The following is a 15,610-nucleotide window of genomic DNA, read 5'->3' on the forward strand; positions in this document are numbered from 1 at the left end:
GCCATGATTGCTCTGCGAAGACTGAAACATTTTCTTTTTTTGACTGTCGCTGGGTTCGGTTCAACTAGCGTAGCCTATGCCGAAATCGTTCCCCAAACTTACTGTCGTGTGAAAATGTGTGAAGTTCTCGCGCATTGCATCTCGAACGACTGTGATGCCGTCGAGTGTCTAGATGGCGGGTTTGACATGGAGCTTTCTTCTATCGGCAACCAGTTGAACACTTTTGCTGTCAGTCCAGACAAAGACTCCAAGTTTCCGCTAGCGGGGTTTGAGTTTGACTCAGAGCTTTCGACAGATGACGACATTGTAGCAAGCCGTACTAATGACGAAGAAATCGCCTTCATTCAGGTCGAGCTACATAACGGGCAACCAACTGACGTAACGATCACAACCCAAACTAGAGGTTCGCTGATCGAAATCTCTGTGCTTCACGGCCACTGTGGAGAAGGCTACTAATGGACTTCCTAAACGCCCTTGTGGCGCTCTCCAACTTCGTCCTTGTTCCCGCAATCGCCTATGGCAGCCAATTGGCGCTGGGCGCGTTGGGGGTGACGTTGATCTACGGCATCTTGCGGTTCTCGAACTTTGCGCACGGCGACACGATGGCGTTTGGCGCAATGATCGCCGTGCTGGTCACATGGGGCCTACAGGCCGCTGGGGTCAGCTTCGGGCCGCTGCCGACCGCGCTGCTTGCCCTGCCCTTTGCCATTCTGGGTTGTATCGTTCTGGTGCTCGTCACTGATCGGCTAGTCTATCGCTTCTACCGAGAACAAAAAGCCAAACCGGTCATTCTGGTAATCGTCTCAATGGGCGTGATGTTCATTATGAACGGCCTTGTGCGCTTTATCATCGGTCCAGATGATCAGAGGTTTTCCGACGGTGCCCGTTTTCTAATCAAGGCGCGGGATTTCAAAGCCTGGACCGGTCTGAACGAGGGGCTTGCGATCAAAACCTCGCAGGCCATCACAGTTGTTGTGGCGGTGGTCGCCGTGGCAGCTTTGTTCTGGTTCCTCAACAAGACCCGCACCGGAAAATCAATGCGCGCCTATTCGGATAACGAGGATCTGGCGCTGCTGTCGGGCATCAACCCGGAGCGTGTGGTGATGATCACATGGATCATCGTGGCCGCGCTGGCGACCACGGCGGGTGTGCTTTACGGCCTCGACAAAAGCTTCAAGCCCTTCGTCTATTTCCAGTTGCTGCTGCCGATATTTGCATCGGCCATCGTGGGTGGCCTTGGCAACCCTCTGGGCGCTATCGCTGGTGGGTTCATCATCGCGTTTTCCGAGGTGACCGTCACCTATGCGTGGAAGAAAGTGCTGACCTATCTGGCACCGGAAAATCTGGAGCCTTCCGGGTTGGTTCAGTTTCTGTCCACCGATTACAAATTCGCCGTCAGCTTTGCCATTCTGCTGATCGTGCTGCTGTTTAAGCCCACCGGCTTGTTCAAAGGAAAAGTAATATGAGCGAGCCCGTCAAAAACACGCTGCTTTTTGTTGTCGTTGGCGGCCTCATCTTGCTGACCGGGTTTACCCAAAGCTGGAATGCCGCGATCCTGATCCTGAACATGGGTCTGATCTCGGCCATCATGTCCATCGGGGTAAACCTGCAATGGGGCTTTGCGGGTTTGTTCAATGTGGGCGTCATGGGCTTTGTCGCCTTGGGCGGGCTGGCGGTTGTGCTGGTCTCAACCCCGCCGACGCCTGGCGCGTGGTCGACGGGCGGCTATGGCGTTGTGCTCGCGCTGTTGCTCGGTGCAGCGACGGTTGTTGCGGCGGTCATGGTGGCGCAGAAAATGCCAAAAGGACGAACGCGAACTGTTTCGCTGGTGGGTATTCTGCTGGTCGGTTTCTTTGTTTACCGCGCGATCTTTGACCCAAATGTTTCTGCCATTGAGGCGATCGATCCGGCCATTGCCGGTAATATCGGTGGCCTGAACCTTCCGGTTCTGCTGGCCTGGCCCGCCGGAGGATTACTGGCCGCTGGCGCTGCATGGCTGATCGGCAAGACAGCTCTGGGCCTGCGCTCGGACTATCTGGCGATTGCAACGCTTGGTATCGCCGAGATCATTATTGCGATCATGAAAAACGAAGACTGGCTGGCCCGTGGGGTCAAGAATGTCTATGGCATACCGCGCCCCGCGCCTGTTGTCGGGTATGAGGTCGAGCTTCAGCAAGACCCGTCCTTCCTTGCACGGGCAGAATGGCTGGGGTTGGACCCGGTGACGGCGTCGACCCTATCGGTCAAGCTGGGCTATTCGCTGCTGTTTCTGGTTGTCCTTCTGATCCTGCTTTGGATGGCGCAGATGGCATTGAAAAGCCCTTGGGGGCGTATGATGCGGGCCATCCGCGACAACGAAGTCGCAGCCGAGGCGATGGGAAAGGACGTCACCCGCCGCCACCTGCAGATATTTGTTCTGGGCTCGGCCATTTGTGGCATTGCAGGTGCTATGATGACTACGCTGGACGGGCAGCTGACACCGGGTACTTACAACCCGCTGCGCTTTACCTTCCTTGTCTGGGTGATGGTGATTGTTGGCGGATCGGGGAACAATTTCGGCGCTGTTCTGGGCGCATTCCTGATCTGGTTCCTGTGGGTACAGGTTGAACCCATTGGCCTGTGGTTGATGAACCTGATCACCGTAGGAATGGCTGATGGCAGTGCACTGAAGGCCCATTTGATCGACAGTGCGGCACATATGCGCCTGTTTACCATGGGTCTGATCCTGCTGATTGTTCTCAGATTCAGTCCAAGAGGGCTGATCCCCGAGAAATAAGCCAAAAAAATTCAGAAATTCCCCTAACGCGCCGTTAACCGGCGCGTTTTATAGTGCCGTAGATCAGAACGAACTAAACCGGCATTCTGCGATCCACCAATTCGCTACCGTGTCCTACGCAAGCTCAGCGTGGAGTTTTAACGATCAGACAGTTACCAGGATGAGAACATCGTAATCGCCATGAAAAATCCACTCAAGAATTTCGCAATAGCCATTCCTCTGATAGCCTCGCTGTCTGCCTGTGTGCCGACACCTGAGGAGTTGGAGACTACGCCGGTGAGGGTGCAGACATCCAAAGGTGTCGTAACTTGCCAACTCTATCGACATAACCGCGTAAGCTGGGATCGTGCGATTGATTTCCCCGCCACCAAAATGTCGGTGCCCGAGGCTGACAACTATTGCAAACAGGAAGGTTTGCGCCGGTTGAAGCGTTGACCGATGTGGCACGCGGCCAGTTGATCGCGTGCCATCCTATTCTTAACGGTTGCGAAACAAACCGCCCAGAATACCGCGCACTATGCGGCGGCCAGTTGTGCCCTTCAATTCCTTGATGACTGCCTCGCTCATCGCAGTGGCGAAGGTATCCTTTTTGCGCGAGACACGAGAGGATGAGCGTCCGACACGACTGCCCGAGTACCTTCGGGCCGAGGCATATTCACGTTCTGCCGGGCTTTGTTGATCCAACGCCTCGTCGGATTCGGCCTGTTCGGCGGCACCCGCAGCGGTATTTGCGCGCGCTTGCAGAATTTCAAACGCAGATTTTCGATCGACCCGGGTGCCATATTTGGCATCCATTGGCGATGCTGTGATGACTGACTGACGTTCGGCCTTTGTAATCGGACCAAGCTGTGAACCCGGCGGCCGGATCAACGTACGCTCGACCACGCCTGGAACACCTTTCTTTTGCAGCATCGAGGTTACCGCTTCGCCTACACCAACCTCTCGTATGGCGGCTTCGGTATCGAAGGTAGGGTTCTCACGATAGGTTTCTGCTGCAAGCCGCAGGTTTTTGCGGTCGCGTGCTGTGAAAGCTCGAAGCGCGTGTTGGACACGATTGCCCAACTGACCAAGGATATCTTCCGGAATATCTGCCGGGTTCTGCGAGATGAAATAAACGCCCACGCCCTTTGACCGGATCAGCCGCGCCACTTGTTCAACCTTGTCGACCAGAACTTTCGGAGCGTCTTCGAACAACAAATGGGCCTCGTCAAAGAAGAAAACCAGTTTGGGTTTCTCAGGGTCGCCGACCTCGGGCAATTCCTCGAACAGTTCGCTGAGCAGCCACAGCAGGAAGGTTGCGTAAAGACGCGGTGACCCCATCAGCTTGTCCGAGGCCAGAATGTTCACCATCCCCTGCCCGTTCGCATCCGTCCGCATCAAGTCAGAAAGGTCCAGCGCGGGTTCGCCAAACAGGTTGGTGCCACCTTGGTTTTCCAGCACCAGCAAACGCCTTTGAATGGCACCAATTGATGCAGTTGAGACATTGCCATATCGAAGCGACAACTGCGCCCGGTTCTCGCCGATCCAGACCAGCAATGCCTGCAGGTCCTTCAGATCAAGCAGCGGCATGCCTTCTTCGTCCGCCACCCGAAACGCGATGTTCAAAATTCCTTCCTGCGCCTCGCTAAGCTCCATCAGGCGCGAAAGCAGCAATGGCCCCATCTCGGTCACGGTGGTCCGAACGGGGTGGCCCTGTTCGCCGAACAAGTCCCAGAAAGTGACTGGGCACGCAGCGTATGAGAAAGAACCGAACCCGATCTTGGTGGCCCGATCCTGAAATGCCTGATGCAGTTTATGCTCTTGGCTTCCGGGCAGCGCCAATCCCGACAGGTCACCTTTGACATCAGCCAGAAATACCGGGACCCCGGCTTGTGAGAATCCCTCGGCCAGTATTTGAAGTGTTACCGTTTTGCCCGTTCCGGTCGCTCCGGCGATCAAGCCGTGACGGTTTGCATATTTCAGGGAAAGCCCTTGCGCCACTGAATACCCATCACCGCCGCCGCCTACGAAGATCTTGTTGTCCATTGAAAATCTGTCCCGAATTCTACCGATCTGCCGCAAGCATACAAAGTTAACCTTTCGCTGCGAGAGTAAATGTTGCCCATCATGGTATGACTGTGGTGGGCAAACTTCCTCCCTGTAGACTGGCCGTGCCTTCGGGCACGGCTTTTTTGGTCTTATTTGGTTAAAACCTGCGGGTATTGGTTCAATTTTTTCGGGTTAGCGGTTGACCGACGGGTTTCGCTTTCGTAACGTCTGCGCATAAATAAGTCGGCCAGTCCGACGGGGAGAAAATATTCAAGAAGGGAGCCGCTCCACCGGCTCCCTTTTTCATTGCCAGAATGGGTGCGCCAAACACGCTTGGATAAAAAAGTGAGTAATTTACAGTCATCCATTCGGATTGTTCCTGACACCGCTTGGCAACAGTGTTAGACGAAACAAAAAGCTGGATCAGCAATATGAGGCATTCATGATCAGGAAATTGGCACCCCTTAGCATGTTGGCGGCTGCACTGTTGTGCAATTCGGCCTTCGCGCAGGAAACCACCGAAGCCCCGGACACAGAGGCCGAGGTTGGCAGCGATCTAGACCTAGGCCAGACCGGCCCCCGTATTGGCGAGCAATATGTGAAAGAGCAATCGGGCGACTGGAACATTTCTTGCATCAAATCGGAGGGCAACGAAGACCCCTGCGCTATGGTGCAAATCCTGGACAATCCGCAAGGTGATCCGATTGCCGAAATTTCGATCGGGAAGCTACCGCAAGGTGGTGCTGCGGTCGCTTGGGCAAATGTTGTTGTTCCGCTTGAAACACTTCTGCAGGCGCAGCTGGCGGTTTCGATCGATGGTGCTCCGCGCAAGCTGTACAACTACCACCACTGCGTTTCCGTTGGGTGCATCGCACAGCTGGGGCTGACCCAGGGCGATATTGACGCCATGAAATCGGGATCAACTGCAGTGCTCTCGCTGGTTCCTGCCCGCCTGCCGGATCAGGTGTTGAATATGGAAATGTCTCTGAGCGGTTTCACGTCAGGTTTTGACGGGTTGAGTGTATCCGCGAATTAAGAACTGAAATCTACGAAATCGAAGCCGTCGCTAAGTTGCGGCGGCTTTTTTCATATCCGCTTCAGCGCTAAAACAGCGTTCAAACCGCCAAAGGCAAAAGCATTGCTGAGCGCGACATCAACTTTCGCCTCGCGCGCCTCGTTCGGCACAACGTCAAGCGCACATTCGGGGTCGGGCTCTTCATACCCGATCGTCGGCGCAACAATCCCGTCGCGCAGAGCCATGATGCAGGCCAGCAACTCGACCGCGCCCGTACCGCCAATCAGATGACCATGCATCGATTTTGTGGACGAGATCATAAGGTCGTCCGCATGGGGGCCGAACACGTCCGCAACTGCAGCACATTCAGTTTTATCATTGGCTGCCGTACCCGTTCCATGCGCATTGATGTATCCAACATCGCTGCCATTTAGGCGCGCATCCGCCAATGCCCCGGCCATGGCGCGCGACGCACCCTGTTTGCTGGGCATGACAATATCAGCTGCGTCAGAGGACATGGCAAAGCCCGCAACCTCGCACAAGATTTCGGCACCGCGCGCACGCGCATGTTCGTATTCTTCGAATACAAAGACACCAGCCCCTTCGCCCTGCACCATCCCATTTCGGTTGGCGCTAAATGGGCGGCACGCATCTTTCGACATGACCCGAAGCCCTTCCCACGCCTTTACGCCGCCGAAGCACAGCATGGATTCCGAACCACCCGTTACCATCGCAGGTGCGGCCCCGCTACGTACCATCTGAAACGCCTGCGCCATTGCATGGTTCGACGATGCGCAGGCTGTCGATACTGTAAAGCTGGGGCCTTTTAAGTTGTGTTCCATCGAAACGTGACTGGCGGCCGCGTTGTTCATCAGCTTGGGTACGACAAAAGGATGTACCCGGTTCTTGCCGTCTTCGTAAACTGATCGGTAGTTATCATCCCAAGTCGAGACACCACCGCCAGCTGTCCCCAGTACGACGCCCGATCGCGCAGCGGTATCGCCCGAGAAGACGATACCTGATTGGTCGATTGCCTCTTTAGCTGCGGTCAATGTGAACTGTGTGAACCGATCATACAGCGTCATCTGCTGACGGTTGAACCGGCCTTCGGCTTCAAAGCCACGCACCTGTCCACCGATCTTGATCGACAGGCGGTCGACATCACGAAATTCCAAGTCTGAAATGCCACATCGACCTTCGCGCATGGCTTCCAGCGTATCGGGAACTGAATGCCCCAATGAATTGATGGTGCCCGCACCCGTAATGACGACGCGTTTCATATCGGCGGTCAGACCTTTTCCGAAACGAGTTTTTCGATGCCCGCAATGATGGCGGCCACGTTCGAAATGTCGAAATCGGTAGAATTGGGCTCGTTCGCGTTGAAAGGCACCGTAATATCGAACTCTTCTTCGATGGCAAAAATGCTTTCGACCAGACCCAGACTATCGATGCCCAAATCTTCGAGGGTGCTATCGGGCGTCACATCCGAAGGCTCAAGCACGGCCTGTTCCGCAATGATTGCAATGACGCGGTCGCTGATGCTCATCTCGATCCTCTGATTATCGCGTTGGGCATGACTTAATCGCTTGGGGGCTGTTTGAAAACAGCCTTTTTCAACGCTTCGACGTCACGCGCCATTCGGGGCAGACGGCGTTGTGCCTTATAAATATCGGTATGGCTTTCCATTTTGACAGCCGGATACCCCATAATTACGCGACCAGCTGGAACATTGGATAGGATCTTTGACCCACCACCAGAAATTACTCCATCTCCGATAAAAATATTGTCGGATACACCGGTTTGGCCGCCCAATACGACATTGTTGCCAATCTCGACCGATCCAGACACGCCCGTTTGGCCGCACAGCAGACAGTCCTGCCCGATACGGGTATTGTGTCCAACGTGCACAAGGTTATCCAGCTTGGATCCGCTGCCGATTACAGTGTTTCGAATGGTTCCGTTGTCTACAGTACAGTTCGAACCAATTTCGACATCGTCGCCGATCTCAACCGCCCCCAGTGAATGAATGCGCAACCAGTTCTGGGCCTTGGCGTCCCCTTGATCGCCCAGTGTCTTCCTCGCATTTTCAGCGCCAGAAACCTCGGGCGTGACATAGCTGAACCCGTCTCCTCCGATACGAGCGCCCGGTTGTGCGGTAAAACGATCACCAATTTGCGCCCTGGCACCTATGCTAACCATTTCGCGCAGCAGGGCGTTATTCCCCAGTGAGGCATCAATTCCAATCGCGCAATGCGCCCCTATGACCGAACCTGCGCCAATCCGCGCACGCGCGCCGATGACAGCCAGCGGGCCAATCGAGACGTCTGCACCGATCTCGGCGGTGTCATCGACCACCGCCGAGGGATGAATCCCCGGTGCGATCCCCTGCCCGCGATCCAGCATTGATGTGATCCCCGCCATGGCCATGCGCGGGCGTTGGACAAAGATGGCGGCTTCCAGCCCCAACGCTTTCCAGTCCGCCCCATCCCAGAGAACAGCTGCCCGGGCCGCGCCGTCGGTTAGGGCCTGAGCATATTTGGGCGACATCGCCATTGCCAAATCGGTCGGCCCTGCATCGCCCGGCTCGGCAGCGCGCAGAATCGTCAGTCCGACCTGCCCTTCGGCCACGGCATCAAGAGCTTCGGCGATTTGCTGAACTGTGAACTGCATGCGGGCTTCCTCGTGGCGCGATCTGCCCCGTGATTACCCCTGAACGTCCGGCAGGGCCACCCCTGCCTTCTGCAACGCCTCCCAGATCTTGCGATCCCGGTCATAAACGTCGCGGCGATACTGAACCTCTCCTTTCGGTCCAATATATGCTGTCCGATATATCAGATGTACCGGCACAGGGCTGTCCAGATCCACCTTTGTTTCTTTTCCAGTGTTCAGAACACGGTGGAAGAATGCTTTCGGATCTTCTTCCTGCTTGGCCAGCAGCGCATAGGCAAATTCAAACGGTTGAGCCAGCCGGATACAGCCATGCGAAAACGCCCGAACCTCACGTGCAAACAGAGATTTCTGTGGCGTATCATGGAGATAGATGTTGTACTTATTCGGGAACATGAACTTCACCAGACCCAGCGCATTGCTTTTGCTTGGGGGTTGGCGCATTGAAAATGGAAAGTTCCTTGCCGTGAACTGGGTGAAATCGACAGCGCCCCGGTTTACCTGACGCCCGCCGCGATCGGTGATTTGAATGTGCCCGACTGCATTTGGATTGGCCTGCAGTTTCGGCAGGTATTCTTTGGTGATGATCGAGCGCGGCACATACCAACTTGGGTTGATTACCATGTGCTCCATCTCGTCCGAAAACTCGGGGCTGCGGCGATCATGGGTATTTTTGCCAATAACGGCGCGTGTTTCGAACGTCACCAGCCCATCATCAACGATCTTAGCAGAAAAATCTGCCTGATTTACGAGGATATGACGATCACCACGTTCCTTGGGCAGCCAACGCTCACGCTCTAACGCGACGTAGACCGATTTCAGGCGCTCTGAAACCGGCCTATTGATCTCGGTAATGGTCCCTTGCCCGGCGACGCCATCCGGCTCTAACCCATGTGCAGTTTGAAAAGCTTGGACCGCAGTAAGCAATGCATCGTCATATTCAGGGCTCGCAGTTGGCCTCAGATACCCCATGGCAACCAATCGATTGCGCAGCTTGATGACATTTCCGCCCGTATCCCCGCGTTCGAGCTTTGCGATGGGAACGGTTTCTCCCCAACCGCCTTTCTCAATCAGAGTTTCCAGCACCTTTTTCTGCTTCATCAGCGCGCGATATTGGCGCGATTGCGGCATTAGCTCCTGGAAATATTGTTCACCGCCACCCGCCACGAGGCGCTGCAAATGTTCATCCGCGCTACGGCGCTCAACTGTCCGGACGAGGCCGGAATCGATTTGTGCAGGTGATGTAGCACCGAATTGCAACTTATTGGCGTACTTGACAAAAACGCGGCTTAGCTCAGCTTCAACCCGCCCCAGATCACGGGTGGATCTAGCCTCTTGCATCAAGGTGATTAGCGCAGGCGCATCAAACCGAGCGCCGGGAAGGCCATGCATATCAGCTGTCGAAAGTGCCCGGATCAAGGCCGCGCGACGCGCCTTATGTTCTGAAGTGTCTCCGGTCCATACCGGATCAAACCCGTTTTGGCTGTAAAACTCGGCAATGGAGGTATCTGTAGCAGTGTTTTCTGCCACTGCCATCTGAAAGGCTGTACCCGAGGTCCCCGCATGGGCGAACGAGGCCGATGCCGCAAACAAGGCAACGACGAAAACACTGGAACGGGCACGAGAAACAAACGACATTAGATAGCCTTGGTTATTCAATGATTTTCCGCACTTTAGCAGCGGAGTTTAAAAATAATGTTTTGCAGCGCAGGTGAAGTCTAATCACAAATACATCAATGCGCCTCTTCTTTTTGCCGTGATGCGCGTTTGCATCGTTGCGATTCTGGATAGGGTCAAATCATGCATCTTTGCATCAGTTGCGCAAAAAACTGCCGAAAATTCCCCCTTGATTACGGCGCAAACAAAGACTCCTTGGCTGATGATTCCGACTGTGCCATAAATTCCGCATCTGGGATGGGATAAAAATTAAGACAGCGCGCGTAACATCGTGTGCAGGCAGGAACAGTACGGGACGAAACTGAAATGACCAAGAGCAGTACATCGGGCTTGACCCGGCGTGCCCTATTGGGCGCATTCGCCGCAACGGCGGTTGTTGCGGCACCAACCTATTCCAAAGCAGCAGGCTTTCTTCGAGGCGGCGGTGATATCCGCCGCATCCGCATGTACTCGGGCCGCACCGGCGAACGTGTCGATATGGTATATTGGGTTGACGGAAAGTATATCAAGGACGCCGTGAAAGAGGTTAATCACTTCATGCGTGATTGGCGCAGCGATCAGGTCAAGGATATGGACCTGCGCACCATCGACATCATGGCTGCCGCACACAATATGCTGGACGTAAGCGAACCCTACATGCTGCTGTCCGGATATCGTTCACCACAAACCAATGCCATGTTGCGCCGTCGCTCACGTGGGGTCGCCAAGAACTCGTTGCACATGAAGGGTCAAGCTGCAGATTTACGCCTGTCTTCCCGCTCGGTCTCGCAAATGGCCAAGGCTGCGATGTCCTGTCGTGCCGGTGGCGTTGGTCAGTACAACCGTTCGAATTTTGTGCACATGGATTGCGGTATCATCCGTTCGTGGCGCGGCTGATCTAACGTTTCTTACCGTCCTTTCATTCAGCCCCCTCAGGTCAGTCCTGTTGGGGGTTTTGTTTTGTTGGGCAGCGAGCCAGCGCGCTACAGTGGCTGCATATTTAATCGTTCAAATTTTGAGGAATGGCGCACCTGAGAGGATTCGAACCTCTGGCCTCTGCCTTCGGAGGGCAGCGCTCTATCCAGCTGAGCTACAGGTGCCTTGGCCGTTAGCTACCCTCGTTCCAATCCGGGTGCAACTGCAAATGCGTACTACAATCAGGCAAACAGATCGTGGGCCAATTCCAATGCATCGATCAGCGTGTCGACTTCATCGTTTGTATTGTAAAGCCCAAAGCTGGCGCGACAAGTGGCGGTGACCCCCAGATAATCCATAAGCGGACCGGCACAATGGTGGCCTGCGCGGACGGCGACACCTTTCTTATCCAGAATGGTCGAAACATCATGGGCATGCCCTGCCCCGTCTAGCGTAAAGCTAAAGATTGCAGCCTTACCTGGTGTGATGCCCTGAACCTGAAGCCAGTTCAATCCATTCAGACGTTGCATCGCATAATCGCGTAAACCTGCCTCATGAGAGGCGATATTCTCCATGCCCAATTCCATCATGTAGTCCAGCGCGACCCCCATCCCGATGGTCTGTACGATACCGGGCGTTCCGGCCTCGAATTTCATCGGCGGATCGTTATAGATCACCTGGTCTTTTGAGACTTCTTTGATCATATCGCCGCCGCCGATAAAGGGGCGCATCTCGGCCATGCGTTCTGACTTGATAAAGATCGCGCCTGAACCGGACGGGCCATACAGTTTGTGGCCGGTGATAGCGTAGAAGTCACAGCCGATATCCTCGACGTCGACGGGCATGTGAACTGCGCCCTGACTTCCATCCACCAGAACCGGAATACCCTTGGCATGGGCGCCTTGTGTGATCGTTTTGACATCAACAACCGTGCCCAACACGTTCGAGCAATGGGTCACCGCCACCAACTTTGTCTTGGGGCCAATTGCATCGATAACTGCCTGAGGGTCGAGATGTCCGGTCGCGTCCACATCAACCCATTTCAGAACCACGCCCTGGCGTTCGCGCAGAAAATGCCAGGGTACGATGTTGGCATGATGCTCCATCACGCTGAGGACAATCTCATCCCCCGCCTGCAAATGCGGCATCGCCCAACCATAGGCAACAAGATTGATCCCTTCGGTCGTGCCCGAGTTCAGGACGATCTCATCCTCGTTTGAAACGCCAAGAAATCGTGCGACGGTTCCGCGAACAGACTCGTATTTCTCGGTCGCTAGGTTCGACAGGTAGTGAAGCCCGCGATGGACATTGGAATACTCATGCGCATACGCCTGCGTCACTGCGTCGATCACGACCTGAGGTTTCTGCGCAGATGCCCCATTATCGAGATAGGTCAGCGGCTTGCCATTGACCTGCCGCGACAGAATCGGAAAGTCGGCGCGAATTTTCTGTATGTCATACATGGACAAGAGTTCCCTATACAGGCGACAGCCAGAGGACAAACGGGATGGCCACAAGGCCGGACAATAAAATCACCAGAAACGATTTTCCCAGCGACTTGAATTCATGCGCCTCGTTGATGAAATGAAGCGTGATGTAGAGGCTCAGCACCAGCATCGCCAAACTTGCTGGAAGGAATAAAAACGGCAGGACTGAGACTGACACCAGAACAATGGCCTGCCCTGCGATCTGCAGGATTTGCAGCCATACGACGAGGGTCATGAAATCGTTGAACGATCCAGAACCGCCCATGACCCGGCCCACCAGCAGGAATATCACGACACTAATTAGGATTGCTGCAACCGAAACAAACAATGTCCGCGACACAGGTTCGGCAAGCTGTTGGACCTCGGGGTTTATCAGGGGTAAAACAAAGCCGGACAGCGATTGGACCAGGGCGTTCAGGATGACTGCAAGAAAGAAGGCCAGCCACAACACATCTGGCCCAAAGCGCATGGCCAGCAAACGCTGTGCGGCTTCGGCAGGGTTCGTCAGGGTCAGAACGACCATATTTAGCAGCGCGGCAGAGTTCATTTGACGGCCTTTTGCGATTGTCTCAGACCGGACAACCAGAACCAGCCGAAAATCGCAACCCATAACAACCCGGCGAATGTCTGTGCGGGGCCTGGACCAATGAAACCGGCCACCAAACCGTTCAGCAAAACCAAAGGGGCCGATGCCAACAGAGCCCAAAACAGCGCCAGTCTTGCGCCATAGCTGTCGCCGCCGCCTCTAAACATCCGCGCGATCAGATATGAGAGCCACGCCAAGAGATAAAAGAACAGTGGCAGTATGAAGACAGAGCCCAACAAGGCCCCGCCCATTAGCATGTTTAGTTCCAACCCTTCGATATGGGCGCGACGCGCAAGGCTTGGTAGCTGTGCGATGAATCCCACAACGCAGAAGGCCATCACAAAAGCTAACGCCCTGTCTTCACGCGGACCCATATCAAGCAGACGGCGCATGACGCGCCCCGGTCCGCGATACGTGGCTACGATATCTGTTGTAACGGACATCAGCGGCGGCGCGCCAGCCAATCTTGCAATCGCGTGACAATCACTTCGGCCAATGCTTCGTCTTCGACCTCTTGCACCGCTTCGGCAAGGAAGGCCAATGTCAGCATATTGGTCGCCTCTCGGACCGAAACACCGCGCGAACGCAAGTAGAAAAGGGCCGTCTCGTCAATTGCGCCCGAGGTCGAGCCATGCGAGCACGCCACGTCATCGGCGTAAATCTCCAATTCAGGCTTGGCAAGAAACTGGCTGTCTTCATCCAGCAGCAGCGATTGGCTGATCTGATATCCGTCGGTTTTCTGCGCACCTTCTTTGACAAGGATCTTTCCCTGAAAGACACCGGTCGCCCCGTTGCGCAACACCTTTTTGAACACCTGACGGCTTTCGCAATTCACCGCATCATGGGTCACAAATACCGTGTCGTCATGATGGAATTCGCCATCGCCTACGCATGCGCCAGCGACATGAGCCACGGCATCGTCGCCAGTAAGCTCAACCACCTGTTCGTTTCGCGTCAGTACACCATTCACCGTAAGCGTGAACGATTTGTAGACAGACTCGGTTCCCATTCGGGTGAACATATGTGTGGCGGCGCGACGCTGATGATCGCGACCCTGCGCACGAATGTGGTGCAGGGTGCCGCCATCAGCGATATCAATCTCCATGCATTTGTTAAAACGCGAAGCGGCGGGGCCATTTTCAAGGATCGTGACCTCGGCGCCGCTTTCAACGCGAACAACGTGGTGCAAGATCGCATCAGACGTCTCAGAAGCGTGGCGATAGATCAAGCTGATCGGCTTGGCTGGTTTTCCAGTCACATGGATTGCAACACCGTCCGATGCAAACGCGGTGTTCAATGCCGCCAGAGGCCGCTGTACCGGGTTCTGACCGTTGGCTTCAAGAACGCCGTACAACTCTTTGGCCCAATGGATATCTTTGCAACAAATATCCTCAAGCCGATCGATGGACACGCCATCCATCGCCAATTCGTCTGAGTCTTCAGGACTGAAGACACCGTCGATAAATACGATCTTCAATCGATCGAATTCATCGAACATCGGCGGTTCGTCGTTATGAAACAGCGCTGCAAATGGTGCGTCCGCCGAAACCAACGTGTCAGGCTGGGTATACTTCCAGTATTCATCACGGCGTCCCGGCAATCCCATTTCGCACACACGTGCCAAGGCTGCCTCTCTTGCTTTACGGGTACACCCCGCATCGGGCATGTTCAGAGTGGCAAGCCGCTCATCCGTCGCCGTCTGTTTTGCTTGAGGAAGAGCCATCAGTTCACCTCGGCCAGAATATCTGCATAGCCGTTGTGCTCTACTTCCAGAGCCAGCTCAGGTCCGCCGGATTTAACAATACGACCATCGGCCATGATGTGCACAACATCCGGTTTGATGTGATCCAGCAAACGCTGATAGTGCGTGATGACAAGGAAACCACGCCCTTCGTCGCGCAGCGCGTTCACGCCTTCCGAAACCAGTTTCATCGCATCCACATCAAGGCCCGAGTCGGTCTCATCCAGGATACACATCTTGGGTTCCAGCATCGCCATCTGCAGTATTTCATTGCGCTTTTTCTCACCGCCCGAGAACCCGACATTCACTGGGCGCTTCAGCATGTCAGCATCGATCTTCAACGCTTTTGCCTTTGCGCGTACCTCTTTCAGGAAGTCGGCAGCCGAAAGTTCATCCTGACCGCGCGCTTTGCGCTGGGCGTTTACCGCCGTACGCAGGAAAGTCATGTTGCCCACCCCAGGAATTTCCACCGGGTATTGGAATGCAAGAAAGACACCTGCGGCGGCGCGCTCTTCCGGCTCCATCTCAAGCAGATCTTCGCCATTGAGCGTCGCGGTGCCATCTGTCACTTCGTATCCGTCCCGACCGGACAGGACATAGCTAAGCGTTGATTTACCCGAGCCATTCGGCCCCATGATCGCATGCACCTTGCCAGCCTCAACCGTCAGGTCGACCCCTTTGAGGATTTGCTTGTCTTCTTCCTCAAGTTTGACGTGCAGGTTTTTGATATCCAGCATAT

At 54.9% G+C, this 15,610-nt stretch carries 16 protein-coding genes and 1 tRNA gene; 6 read left to right on the forward strand and 11 right to left on the reverse strand.

Translation table 11 applies throughout. From position 1 onward, the window contains the following. Positions 1–3 precede the first annotated feature (3 nt). From Q1B46_RS06595 to Q1B46_RS06610, 4 genes are all read left to right on the forward strand, one after another. Positions 4–456 (forward strand): hypothetical protein, encoded by a 453-nt coding sequence (locus tag Q1B46_RS06595; protein ID WP_299946105.1) that lies wholly within the window; start codon positions 4–6, stop codon positions 454–456. Continuing rightward, positions 456–1,466, forward strand: a complete 1,011-nt coding sequence (locus Q1B46_RS06600) for a branched-chain amino acid ABC transporter permease (RefSeq protein ID WP_299946108.1) — start codon at positions 456–458, stop codon at positions 1,464–1,466. Before Q1B46_RS06595 ends, Q1B46_RS06600 begins: the two co-directional genes overlap by 1 nt. Further along, positions 1,463–2,776 carry a branched-chain amino acid ABC transporter permease gene (locus Q1B46_RS06605; RefSeq protein ID WP_299946112.1) on the forward strand — a complete coding sequence of 438 codons (1,314 nt, stop codon included), beginning with the start codon at positions 1,463–1,465 and terminating at the stop codon, positions 2,774–2,776. Before Q1B46_RS06600 ends, Q1B46_RS06605 begins: the two co-directional genes overlap by 4 nt. A gap of 180 nt (positions 2,777–2,956) precedes the next feature. Continuing rightward, positions 2,957–3,211, forward strand: coding sequence for a hypothetical protein (locus Q1B46_RS06610; RefSeq protein WP_299946114.1), 255 nt, complete (start codon positions 2,957–2,959; stop codon positions 3,209–3,211). Between the two features lie 42 nt (positions 3,212–3,253). On the opposite strand, the gene Q1B46_RS06615 is transcribed toward Q1B46_RS06610, so the two are convergent. Next, positions 3,254–4,801, reverse strand: coding sequence for a helicase HerA-like domain-containing protein (locus Q1B46_RS06615; protein ID WP_299946116.1), 1,548 nt, complete (start codon positions 4,799–4,801; stop codon positions 3,254–3,256). Positions 4,802–5,246: 445 nt separating this feature from the next. On the opposite strand from Q1B46_RS06615, the gene Q1B46_RS06620 reads away from it, so the two are divergent. Beyond that, entirely contained in the window at positions 5,247–5,840 is a 594-nt protein-coding gene (locus tag Q1B46_RS06620) for an invasion associated locus B family protein (RefSeq protein WP_299946118.1), read from the forward strand. Positions 5,841–5,890: 50 nt separating this feature from the next. On the opposite strand, the gene Q1B46_RS06625 is transcribed toward Q1B46_RS06620, so the two are convergent. Genes Q1B46_RS06625 through Q1B46_RS06640 form a run of 4 tightly spaced genes read right to left on the reverse strand, consistent with a single transcriptional unit; the run spans position 5,891 to position 10,124 of the window. Continuing rightward, positions 5,891–7,099 (reverse strand): beta-ketoacyl-[acyl-carrier-protein] synthase family protein, encoded by a 1,209-nt coding sequence (locus Q1B46_RS06625; protein WP_299660402.1) that lies wholly within the window; start codon positions 7,097–7,099, stop codon positions 5,891–5,893. An 8-nt stretch (positions 7,100–7,107) separates the two neighbouring features. Further along, on the reverse strand, positions 7,108–7,365 hold the full coding sequence (locus Q1B46_RS06630; RefSeq protein ID WP_299660405.1) for an acyl carrier protein: 258 nt from the start codon (positions 7,363–7,365) through the stop codon (positions 7,108–7,110). 32 nt (positions 7,366–7,397) lie between these two features. Continuing rightward, positions 7,398–8,489, reverse strand: a complete 1,092-nt coding sequence (lpxD, locus tag Q1B46_RS06635) for a UDP-3-O-(3-hydroxymyristoyl)glucosamine N-acyltransferase (RefSeq protein ID WP_299946122.1) — start codon at positions 8,487–8,489, stop codon at positions 7,398–7,400. Between the two features lie 33 nt (positions 8,490–8,522). Then, complete coding sequence (locus Q1B46_RS06640; protein WP_299946126.1) at positions 8,523–10,124, reverse strand: L,D-transpeptidase family protein; 1,602 nt, start codon at positions 10,122–10,124, stop codon at positions 8,523–8,525. A gap of 345 nt (positions 10,125–10,469) precedes the next feature. Between Q1B46_RS06640 and Q1B46_RS06645 the strand changes: the two genes are divergently transcribed. Beyond that, positions 10,470–11,039: a DUF882 domain-containing protein gene (locus tag Q1B46_RS06645; RefSeq protein WP_299660412.1), complete on the forward strand. Its 570-nt coding sequence runs from the start codon at positions 10,470–10,472 to the stop codon at positions 11,037–11,039. 126 nt (positions 11,040–11,165) lie between these two features. Here Q1B46_RS06645 and Q1B46_RS06650 read toward each other — a convergent pair. From Q1B46_RS06650 to sufC, 6 genes are all read right to left on the reverse strand, one after another. Continuing rightward, positions 11,166–11,242 (reverse strand) — tRNA-Arg (locus tag Q1B46_RS06650). A gap of 57 nt (positions 11,243–11,299) precedes the next feature. Then, complete coding sequence (locus Q1B46_RS06655; RefSeq protein WP_299946129.1) at positions 11,300–12,520, reverse strand: cysteine desulfurase; 1,221 nt, start codon at positions 12,518–12,520, stop codon at positions 11,300–11,302. A 13-nt stretch (positions 12,521–12,533) separates the two neighbouring features. Further along, positions 12,534–13,091, reverse strand: a complete 558-nt coding sequence (locus Q1B46_RS06660) for a Yip1 family protein (RefSeq protein ID WP_299946132.1) — start codon at positions 13,089–13,091, stop codon at positions 12,534–12,536. Continuing rightward, on the reverse strand, positions 13,088–13,573 hold the full coding sequence (locus tag Q1B46_RS06665) for a YIP1 family protein (protein WP_299946135.1): 486 nt from the start codon (positions 13,571–13,573) through the stop codon (positions 13,088–13,090). The genes Q1B46_RS06660 and Q1B46_RS06665 overlap by 4 nt, the downstream gene beginning before the upstream one ends. Beyond that, positions 13,573–14,853, reverse strand: a complete 1,281-nt coding sequence (locus Q1B46_RS06670; protein ID WP_299660428.1) for a SufD family Fe-S cluster assembly protein — start codon at positions 14,851–14,853, stop codon at positions 13,573–13,575. The genes Q1B46_RS06665 and Q1B46_RS06670 overlap by 1 nt, the downstream gene beginning before the upstream one ends. Continuing rightward, a complete protein-coding gene (sufC, locus tag Q1B46_RS06675; RefSeq protein WP_299946137.1) occupies positions 14,853–15,608 on the reverse strand; it encodes a Fe-S cluster assembly ATPase SufC in 756 nt (251 codons plus the stop codon). Before sufC ends, Q1B46_RS06670 begins: the two co-directional genes overlap by 1 nt. Positions 15,609–15,610: the final 2 nt, after the last annotated feature.

Source organism: uncultured Ruegeria sp. (assembly GCF_947500045.1).
Lineage (GTDB): Bacteria > Pseudomonadota > Alphaproteobacteria > Rhodobacterales > Rhodobacteraceae > Ruegeria.